This is a genomic window from Methyloglobulus sp. (assembly GCF_046714055.1).
GTDB lineage: Bacteria > Pseudomonadota > Gammaproteobacteria > Methylococcales > Methylomonadaceae > Methyloglobulus.
In genome coordinates, this window is the sequence record NZ_JBKKBJ010000230.1 from 1 (window position 1) to 9,044 (window position 9,044).

Below are 9,044 nucleotides of genomic sequence, written 5' to 3' on the forward strand. Positions count from 1 at the left end.
TTGAGGGTCGCGTCAACAAGCCTTATATCGCACTAGGCCCAATCGAATATACCTTAAAATGGTATGACTATTTCTTCGTCGGTCAGGTCGAGTTACGTAATCAAGCGGTAGATTATTTAAAACAGGAGGCCTTGGCAAGATACGGCGATCAAGTTGACGCCATCATCGATGTCGAGGTTGAAGAAAGCTTAGAAAAGGGTTCAAATGTTACGCATGTCCGTGAAATTGCTATCTCTTTCAAGCATGAAACAAAACACAAAGCAGAGCCTTCAAAAAAAGGCCGACACAAAGCAAAATCGGCAAAGAATACTTTGCGTAAAACTAAACCCAGATCCAAGCCGCAAGAAAGGGAAATTACACCATCGGAAATATTAAAATAGGGCGGGCCCTGGGCTATCCCCACAAAAATTCAGGCGCATAATACGCTATCGATGTAAGGCTTGATCGTGGTTAGCGCTTGTCAAATTTGGCTGTGTGATAATCGAAACGCCGACTGTTGTATGAGTAACCGGGCAAGAAAGATCACCGAATAGGGGTCACGTTTGCTGGACGAATTCACGTGCACTTGTTTTGCGAGGGCTTTGTTTTTCCAGGCCACGCCGATACACCAAAGGAGAGGGGCGGCCAAGGCGGTGATTGGTAGCATGTTCGTGCGGCGCTGTTGGCCAATACGATTGGCGTTAGCAATGCCTGGGCCATGACGATGGCCTTTGCTGCCGCGGAAGCCTTCTTTTCAAGGCTTTAACGTCTGGATGGGTGCTGGAATATTTTTCTAACAGGCTTTTGTACTCGGGTTCAAGAGAAGCTCGGCTTTCCACTCTGGTGTTTTTGTCACCCGCTGCCAAAATGGCGGAATTGGTGGCACTGAGTTGATTTTGTAAATTTATCCTTCTTTCATCCAGCATTTTTTCTTGCAATTGTTGAAATGTGTTTTCAATTCTGGCTACGGACGAAATAATAACGGTCAATTGCTCTGGCAGACTACCTCTGTCCTTTTCCTTATATCCGGCTATCTGATTCTCACTTTTCTGGATTTCAATTTTAAATTTTTGTGATGCTTCTTGGAGAAACTGAGTTGATTCTTTTGACCTTTGCGTTCTTGACCTAATGTTCTCGTCCAGGAATAAGGTTACCAGTTCATTCGCTGCGAGACAGGAGCCGAGTAGCCACCAGAAGCGGGCTGGGCATTTTCACGAAGCGTTGCTTGCGTAGTGAAAATGCTAAGCTTTCCGACATCGCGTCGAGTCATTGCGTAACCAAGTTTTATAGCCCTTGTCGGGTATAAAACGAGGGAAGCAGAGACTGTCCTGAGCGTAGCCGTACGGAACGGCTGGGGTAGCCAGGCATTGGCGGTCACGCTAAGTTTTTGCCGCTTGCTTGGGCTTGGACGACAAATCGCTCATGCCCAAAACAAGCATTCGCAAAAATAGCGACTCCCTTCTGCTATTTTTGAGCAGTCACACCGACTTTATGATCGAACGATAAGGTGAAAGCCGGGGTGGCTTTGCTTTTTTTACCTTTAACCAATGACATCTGCATTGATCAGCCCTTGTTAAATTAAATTCTGCTATTTTGAATGTTTTCAACCTTAAATTAACATAGTTATTTACTTACCACAGGTTATCGAATTCAAATATTGGTTGAATTTCACTAACAAGCAATAAAAACAAGCCTTTATAAGGAGGCAAGAAAATTTTCGGGCGGTAATTGCAGTCTTTACCTGCAACTTGTAAATAGCCATGTAAATTAAAAAGGGGGATACGCAAGCTCCCTTTAGAAGTATAAAGCAAAAAGTTTTTTTGCAGCAAATGCGGGTTGTGATTTTTGCACGATTTCTTTATCTGTAGTGGCCATAAAGTTTGTACCGAACGGCTGAGGCTAGGATAATTTGAACTATTGTGCTTACACTGTAGCCATTATCAGATGAACCAAGTCGATACCAACTTGAAAAGACAGCCAACACTGGGAATCATAAAGCAAGAAGGCGAGTCCGCTTGCGTCTGCCTGTCCGGTGATTGGACGTTGAGCAACCTGACGATGGAACCTACCCTGCAACAAGGCATCAAGCAGAGTGCCACTGACAGCAACCTGCATTGGGATCTGCGTACGGTAAATGTTCTCGATAGCGCTACCGCCTTATTGCTTTGGCAGGCATGGGGGCAAAAAATGCCCACTGGACTGAAAATAAAGCCGGAACATCAGCGCCTGCTCCACAAGTGGCAATCCCAGGCGGTGCCTGTGTTGGATTTACCCGGATTCTCTGCCGGACAAGCAACCGATTACCTTTCGCAAATGATTTTGGACGTATTTGGGCAACTCCTGAATTTTGTCACTATCATGGGGCAACTGGTAATGGATAGTGGGCATCTGCTGCGGCATCCGAGTGACATACCCTGGTCGGAAATTTCCATCACGATTTATGAATCCGGTGTCAGGGCTTTGGGCATCACGGCGCTGGTGGGTTTTTTAATCGGCATCGTACTGAGTTATTTGTCGGCATTGCAATTAAAGCTATTTGGGGCGGAAATTTATATTATTGATATTCTGGGCTTGAGCATTATCCGCGAATTGGGGCCGTTACTCGCAGCTATTCTGGTCGCTGGCCGCTCCGGTTCGGCGATGACAGCGCAAATTGGTATCATGCGTGTTACGGAAGAACTGGATGCACTGTCGGCGATGGGGATTTCCCATTCCTTGCGACTGGTATTGCCTAAGGTGGCGGCGCTGACGATAACCATGCCGTTGTTGAGCGTGTGGACCAGCGCAGCAGCATTGATCGGAGGCATGTTTTCGGCGCAGAATACCTTGGATATCAGCTATCAGCAGTTTATTATGAAACTGCCGGATGCAGTGCCGTTGCTTAATGTCTTTATCGGACTGGGCAAGAGCGCCGTATTCGGCCTGATGATTGCCTTGATAGCCTGCCATTTTGGTTTTCGTATCAAGCCCAATACCGAAAGCCTGGGCAATGAGACGACTAATTCCGTGGTGGCGGCGATTACGGTAGTGATTATGGTGGATGCCCTCTTTGCCATACTTTTTATGGGCGTGGGTATGCCATGAACGAGCCTTATGCCATCCACATGGAACACATCTGGACTCGTTTCGGGGAAAAAATTGTCCACAAAGATATTAGCCTTGCCCTGCCACAAGGTGAAATATTGGGGCTGGTGGGCGCTTCAGGTTGCGGCAAGACCGTGCTATTACGCGAAATTATTGGCTTGCAAATACCCAGCCAAGGTGAAATATTCGTGATGGGCGAGTCATTGAAAACCATTTCGAGCAGCCACGGAAAACAATTGCGCAACCATTGTGGTGTACTATTCCAGAAAGGGGCCTTGTTCAGTGTGCTGGACGTATTCGAAAACATTGCTTTTCCTTTGCGCGAGTTGGGTGTTGAAGATGAGGAATTCATTAAGCGGCTGGTATTTATGAAGCTGGAAAACGTAGGCTTATCAGCCAAAGATGCCTGGTTAAAACCGGCGGATTTGTCCGGCGGGATGACCAAGCGTGTCGCCCTTGCACGCACCCTGATCCTGGAGCCGAGCCTGTTGTTGCTTGATGAACCGACATCAGGTCTTGATCCTATTTCCAGTCAGGATTTTGTTGATTTGTTATCTGAGCTTCATCGGGACCTTAAATTTACGGTAATATTGGTGACCCACGATTTAGATATATTACGCGACTTATGCACCCAGGTTGCGGTGCTGGCAGACCAGCAGTTAGTGGCTTTCGGCTCCCTGGCTAGCGTATTGGAATGCCAGCATCCGTTTGTGCAACGGTTTTTTCATAATCAACGCGCCCAACGTGTTTTTAAGTATCAACAAGGGCAAGACCATGGGTAGTAATAATCGTGCTTTGCTCTCCGGCCTGTTTTTGACCATCCTGTTAGCCGCAACCACCAGCGTAGTGTATTGGCTGGGTCATCTGGAGCGGGAACGGGATATTTATATAGTTTCGACCCAGGCTTCAGTTTCGGGACTCAATCCTGAATCAACCGTATTTTTTCGCGGTATTGCAGTGGGTAAAGTGCTCAATATCCGGTTTGATCCTGAAAATTCGGGCATTATTCTTATTAAGATTGAGGTGGACAAAAACATCATGTTCACGAAAGGCGTTTATGCCACCCTGCACTTAAAAGGTGTGACCGGCCTAACCCAACTGGATCTGGGAGATTCCGGAAAAATAACCGAAAAACTACCGCCGGGTGACAACGTGGTCAATCGTATCCCCTTAATGCCATCCGTTACCGATAGGTTGCTTGACTCCGGTGATGAATTGTTAAAAAAAGCCGATCACCTCATGATCCGGTTAAGCAGCTTATTGAATGAAGAAAATGAAGAGAATATAGTCGGCATACTCGCCAACCTGAAAACATTGAGCGATAAACTCGCCGACCTGCAATCTAGCGTTGAAAAAGCGTTGCTAGGCATTCCCGCTTTAACAACGGATGCACGAAAAACCCTTAAAAATATTGATGCCTTGGCTGGGGATTTGCAAACCCTGAGCAAAGAAGCAAAAAATCTCAGCAAAAAAGTCGGCGCAGTTGCCGATACAGGAAACGTTGCCAGCAACCAGTTTATACAAACCACCCTGCCCAAAGTCAACCAATTGCTGACTGAACTGCAAGCGACGACGGAACAGGTAAAAAGGGTAGCTGAAACCTTGGGAAACAACCCTCAATCAGTATTGCTAGGGCTAGAACAGCAAGAACCCGGCCCTGGTGAACCGGGCTATGAGGAGCCAAAATGAAGACACGAATGATTGGTTTGTTAATGCTGGGTTTGTTTATACTGAGTGCAAGCAGTTGCAGTATACTGCCCCAGTCCCTACCACCGGCAGTGCATGATTTTGGTTATGTTACTTCGGATTCACCATCCGAAATCAGCACATCGGCCCCACAATCGCTGATTACCGTAGCAGCACCCAAATGGCTTGCCGATAACCGCATCCGCTACCGGCTGCTTTATGCAACGCCCACCCAGGTGAGATTTTATTCACTGGATCGCTGGATTGCCTCGCCACCTGAATTGTTTGAGCAAATGCTCAATAACAGTGGGAAACAATGGCTTGCCCCTATTACTATTAAGTTACACGTTTTTGAACAACAATTCGATACTGCAAATCAGGCGAAAGTTGTCATGCACTTCACCGCCAGCACGATCCCTGACGACAATAAACATAAGGCCAATAAACGGGATTTCCATCTACAATTCCCCTGCCCCACACCGGATGCCAAAGGCGCTGTTACCGGCTTTACCCATTTAACGAAGCAGGCCGTTGATAAGATCCAGGCTTGGTTGATGGAAACCAATTAATCACGTGTTATTCCGCAGATTAGGCTATCCATTATTCAGATGGTATTTATCAATCAGAATCAGTAAAATACGCCACCCATGATTTTATCGGTGGTTAGGATTAGATGAAAATACTCATTCTTGGAGCCGGTGTCACCGGTTCGGCAGTGGCTGCTGCATTAGCCAGCGAAGAAAACGATATTATGGTCGTGGACTATAAGCCGCTGCTCCTGGATGCGTTGAAAGAGCGTTTTGATATCGCTACCGTCGTCGGTAATGCCGCCCACCCCAGTGTCCTGGAACAGGCGGGCATACACGATACGGATATTGTAATAGCGGTTACGGACAGCGATGAAACCAATATGCTGGCCTGTCTTGTCATCAAAGCCTTGTACAGCCACCCCAAAACCATTGCCCGGGTACGGGCGATTGAATACCTCAAGCACCCGCAGTTATTCCGTTCCAAAGGGGTTTCTATCGACCATGTGATAAGCCCTGAAATGATTGTTATGGAATCCATCCGCAATTTGATCGACTTTCCCGGCGTACTGCATATTTCCGATTTCGCGGGCGGGCTGGTGCGGCTATTTTCGGTGAAAGTCACAGAGTATGGCTTTTTGACCGGAAAAAAAATCAAAGACCTGAGCGACCGTTTGGCTAATAACAAGATTCGCGTAGTCGCCATATTCCGCCAAGGCAAACCCTTGTTGGTCAATGGTCAGGCAATCATTGCAACGGGTGATGAGGTATTTTTTGTTTCCCCGCGCGATGAAGTCCGCAGGGTCTTGAAAGAACTACACCGGCTAGAAGCGCCTTTAAAGCGCATCATTATTGCCGGGGGTGGACATATCGGTAAACGCCTTGGCTTGGCGCTTGAAAATGACCATCAAGTCAAAATCATTGAGAAAGATCCCAAACGGGCTAAGAAAATCGCCAACGAGCTGCATAAAACCGTGGTGTTAAATGGCGATTGCGCGGATGAAATTCTGCTGCTTGACGAATCTATCGACAGCGCTGACCTGTTCTGCGCCATTACCGATAATGACGGAGTCAATATTATTTCTGCCGCACTGGCAAAAAGCCTGGGGGCGCGTAAAACCATCTGCCTACTCAACCATATTTCCTACAGCAAATTGCTGCCCGGCACCGGTATTGATGTCGCCGTATTGCCCAATCAGGAAACCCTGGGCAGCATATTGAAATACTTGCGCAAGGGCGATGTCGCGCAGGTCAGTTCCCTGTGTGGCGGCACTGCCGAAGCGATCGAGGCCGTGGCTCACGCGAATGACACACATTCGGTGGTGGGTAAGCGTGTAGACGCGATACATTTCCCTTCCGGCATCGTGCTGGGCGCACTGATCCGCAACCAGGAAGTCATTGAAATTCATCATGACACCATATTTGAGGAAAATGACCATGTCGTCATGTTTGCCATGGAGAAAAAATTGGTCGTCAATATCGAGAAAAATTTTCAACCGCTGGGAAAATGACCTCAACATCCACGTTAAGGCTGTATAGATGATTATGCAGATAAGCTGCAATTATTGGTTCATTTGCCTTTTTCAAGCCTATATCCAGGCAAAAGGCACTGTTGCTAACGTCGTTCGAACCAATCATGATCTGTAAATTCGCCTGACCCGCATCATGACAGCACTTCTTACCATTATTCATATTTTTGGCCTGATCACCATGGGCTGCGGCGGCTTGATGTCCACCAGTCTACTGACCTCGTTAATAGCCAATGACGGCGCGACCAATGCGTTTCTTGATGGCACTTTAATCACCTTCTTGCTGGGTGCGTTGATGTTTTTACCAACCTATCGCGCACCCAAAAAAGTCACGCGCCAAACCGGTTTTTTACTGGTTGCGATTGCCTGGTCGGTAACCCCTGTATTTTGCACGTTTCCCTTGCTCCTGCACTTGCCTTCCCTGAGTTTTATTGACGCTTATTTCGAGACCGTTTCAGGCCTTACGACAACAGGCGCGACCATACTGAGCGGTCTCGACAACCTGCCCATGTCGATCAATCTCTGGCGGCACGAATTGAACTGGATAGCGGGAATGGGGATTATTATTTTCGCAGTTGCCATCTTGCCTATTTTGGGTATTGGCGGTATGCAGTTGTACATTGCCGAAGCGCCTGGCTCGGTGAAAGAATCGGATTTGCCGCCGCGTATAGCCCAAACGGCCAAAGCCTTGTGGATGGTGTATGCGGGCATTACCGTGGCTTGTATCATCTCACTGAAATTGGCAGGAATGGACTGGTTCGATGCGATCTGCCATGCTTTTTCCGCCATGAGCCTGGGCGGGTTTTCCACCCATGACACCAGTGTTGGCTTTTTTAATTCTTTACCTATCGAAATCGTATTGACGATTTTTCAGCTACTGGCAGCGATTAATTTTGCCACCCATTTTGTCGTGATCCGCAAACGGTCTCTCAGACCTTATCTACAAGACATGGAAATGCTGGCTCTCTTGGCCCTGGTTTTAGGTAGCTGCTTGCTGGCAGCATGGGTATTGTGGAATACCGGCACTTATCTAGACTTCTTTACGGCATTGCGGCACGCGACTTTCAATCTGGTCTCTATCGCAACCGATTGTGGTTTTGTCACCCAGGATTTTAACCAGTGGCCTATGTTTGTGCCGATGTGGATGCTGTTTTTAAGCTGTTTGTCTGCTTCTTCAGGTTCTACCGGCGGTGGCATCCGAATGATTCGGACTATCATCCTGCTCAAACAAACTCGGTTGGAAATGTTTAAGTTCATCCATCCTTATGCTGTTAAATCCTTAAGGATCGGCGATCAAGTTATCAACAACAATATCGTGGCATCCGTTACCGGGTTCATTTTCTTGTATTTTATGTGCGTAGTTATCTTGGTCTTTGCTTTATTATTAACCGGCCTTGATTTTATCAGTTCACTGTCTGCGGTTATCGCTTGTTTCAACAACGCCGGCCCAGGCCTCAACCAAGTTGGCCCGACCACTAATTATGCCAGCTTAAGCGATTTGCAAACATCGATTTGCTCTTTTGCCATGATACTGGGACGTGTGCAAATTTTCTCCATCATCATCTTGTTCGTGCCTGAGTTTTGGAGAAAGTAAGCTATCAATAAGGCGGAATGTTTCTACTTACCATGCTCCGTCATTAAGCACTAAAAGGAACTTCTAAAATTTATCAAACCATCTTTGCAATCAACAACTTGTTCCTCAATATCCTGAATAAACAAGGATTGTTGCGGCTGTTTCACATGATAAACGATACGATAAATCCACTCGATAGCCTTAAGAAACTCATCGTAGCTTATGGCTGGATCATTATAATTATTGCCAAATTTCTTGTACATAAGGCGTAAATCAGGGGTATCGTCCAAGCCATATGAAGGTTGACCTCCCAGAGGGGGTTGCCGGTAATTGATGTCTATTTCCCGAAAACCTAAATGATTAAAAATACGTTCTTGCCCGTGAGGTTCACACTCGATATACCATCCGTCCGCAGCTTTACCATCCTTGATCATCTGTTCTTCCATTCTCGCAAGCAATGGCCTCAGTCGCCCGTTTCCTCTTAAAGTACCGGTCAGAGTCAAATAGCCACCGAACCCCGCGTTGGGCAATGTGAAGAAAGATGCCATGCCTTCGACTGCATTCCCAGGTGCAGAACGTAAGGCCCAAAAAATGATAGTTGAATGCGTGCTTATCCGGTTGTCACAGACAGCCACTACCGGTAGAATGCTGGGCATCTGTACAGCT

The 9,044-nt window shown here is 47.0% G+C and carries 8 protein-coding genes; 7 read left to right on the forward strand and 1 reads right to left on the reverse strand.

Annotated elements, in window-relative coordinates; genetic code table 11:
- The 7 genes from ACLQ6D_RS13840 to ACLQ6D_RS13870 all read left to right on the forward strand — a co-directional run.
- Nucleotides 1-380: hypothetical protein (locus ACLQ6D_RS13840; protein ID WP_411727903.1), on the forward strand; the 380-nt coding region annotated here is incomplete at its 5' end.
- Between the two features lie 1,564 nt (nucleotides 381-1,944).
- Nucleotides 1,945-3,063 carry an MlaE family lipid ABC transporter permease subunit gene (locus ACLQ6D_RS13845; protein WP_411727904.1) on the forward strand — a complete coding sequence of 373 codons (1,119 nt, stop codon included), beginning with the start codon at nucleotides 1,945-1,947 and terminating at the stop codon, nucleotides 3,061-3,063.
- Nucleotides 3,060-3,845 (forward strand): ABC transporter ATP-binding protein, encoded by a 786-nt coding sequence (locus ACLQ6D_RS13850; RefSeq protein ID WP_411727905.1) that lies wholly within the window; start codon nucleotides 3,060-3,062, stop codon nucleotides 3,843-3,845. The genes ACLQ6D_RS13845 and ACLQ6D_RS13850 overlap by 4 nt, the downstream gene beginning before the upstream one ends.
- Complete coding sequence (locus ACLQ6D_RS13855) at nucleotides 3,838-4,752, forward strand: MlaD family protein (protein ID WP_411727906.1); 915 nt, start codon at nucleotides 3,838-3,840, stop codon at nucleotides 4,750-4,752. Before ACLQ6D_RS13850 ends, ACLQ6D_RS13855 begins: the two co-directional genes overlap by 8 nt.
- Complete coding sequence (locus ACLQ6D_RS13860) at nucleotides 4,749-5,318, forward strand: hypothetical protein (RefSeq protein ID WP_411727907.1); 570 nt, start codon at nucleotides 4,749-4,751, stop codon at nucleotides 5,316-5,318. Before ACLQ6D_RS13855 ends, ACLQ6D_RS13860 begins: the two co-directional genes overlap by 4 nt.
- A 104-nt stretch (nucleotides 5,319-5,422) precedes the next feature.
- The gene (gene trkA / locus ACLQ6D_RS13865; protein WP_411727908.1) at nucleotides 5,423-6,787 is read left to right on the forward strand and encodes a Trk system potassium transporter TrkA; all 1,365 of its coding nucleotides are present in this window, start codon (nucleotides 5,423-5,425) and stop codon (nucleotides 6,785-6,787) included.
- Nucleotides 6,788-6,941: 154 nt separating this feature from the next.
- The gene (locus tag ACLQ6D_RS13870) at nucleotides 6,942-8,399 is read left to right on the forward strand and encodes a TrkH family potassium uptake protein (RefSeq protein ID WP_411727909.1); all 1,458 of its coding nucleotides are present in this window, start codon (nucleotides 6,942-6,944) and stop codon (nucleotides 8,397-8,399) included.
- A 50-nt stretch (nucleotides 8,400-8,449) separates the two neighbouring features.
- On the opposite strand, the gene ACLQ6D_RS13875 is transcribed toward ACLQ6D_RS13870, so the two are convergent.
- Nucleotides 8,450-9,044, reverse strand: a 595-nt coding sequence (locus tag ACLQ6D_RS13875; RefSeq protein WP_411727910.1) for a hypothetical protein, incomplete at its 5' end; no start/stop codon positions are given.

Excerpts from the sequence above, each read along its gene's own strand:
- ACLQ6D_RS13850 (WP_411727905.1), top strand. The coding sequence starts at position 3,060 with ATGAACGAGCCTTATGCCATCCACATGGAACACATCTGGACTCGTTTC.
- ACLQ6D_RS13855 (WP_411727906.1), top strand. The coding sequence starts at position 3,838 with ATGGGTAGTAATAATCGTGCTTTGCTCTCCGGCCTGTTTTTGACCATC.
- ACLQ6D_RS13860 (WP_411727907.1), top strand. The coding sequence starts at position 4,749 with ATGAAGACACGAATGATTGGTTTGTTAATGCTGGGTTTGTTTATACTG.
- trkA (WP_411727908.1), top strand. The coding sequence starts at position 5,423 with ATGAAAATACTCATTCTTGGAGCCGGTGTCACCGGTTCGGCAGTGGCT.
- ACLQ6D_RS13870 (WP_411727909.1), top strand. The coding sequence starts at position 6,942 with ATGACAGCACTTCTTACCATTATTCATATTTTTGGCCTGATCACCATG.